This is a genomic window from Bradyrhizobium sp. MI1.10 (assembly GCF_055811035.1).
In genome coordinates this window covers 1-257 of record NZ_JBVVPN010000185.1, presented here as the reverse complement: position 1 = coordinate 257, position 257 = coordinate 1, and the positions used below count along the sequence as shown (strand labels likewise).

At 60.3% G+C, this 257-nt stretch carries 1 pseudogene; it reads left to right on the top strand.

Annotated features, from left to right (window positions below):
• Nucleotides 1–257 (top strand): annotated as a pseudogene (locus AC0L3K_RS40840) (cell division protein FtsZ); the annotation flags it as partial.

The window sequence follows — 257 nt, the reverse complement described above, 5'->3', positions numbered from 1 at the left end:
GAGAAGCGCGTGCTTGCCGCTGCTGTGGCCGCGATTTCCAATCCATTGATCGAGAATCCCTCGATCAAGCGCGCCAGCGGCCTCATCATCTCCATCACCGGCGGCAAAGATCTCATGCTGTACGAAGTCGACGAAGCTGCGACCCGCATTCGCGACGAGGCCGACCCGGACGCCAACATCATCGTCGGCGCGTCGTTTGACGATAGCCTCGACGGTATCGTCCGCGTCTCAGTGGTGGCGACCGGAATCGATAATCT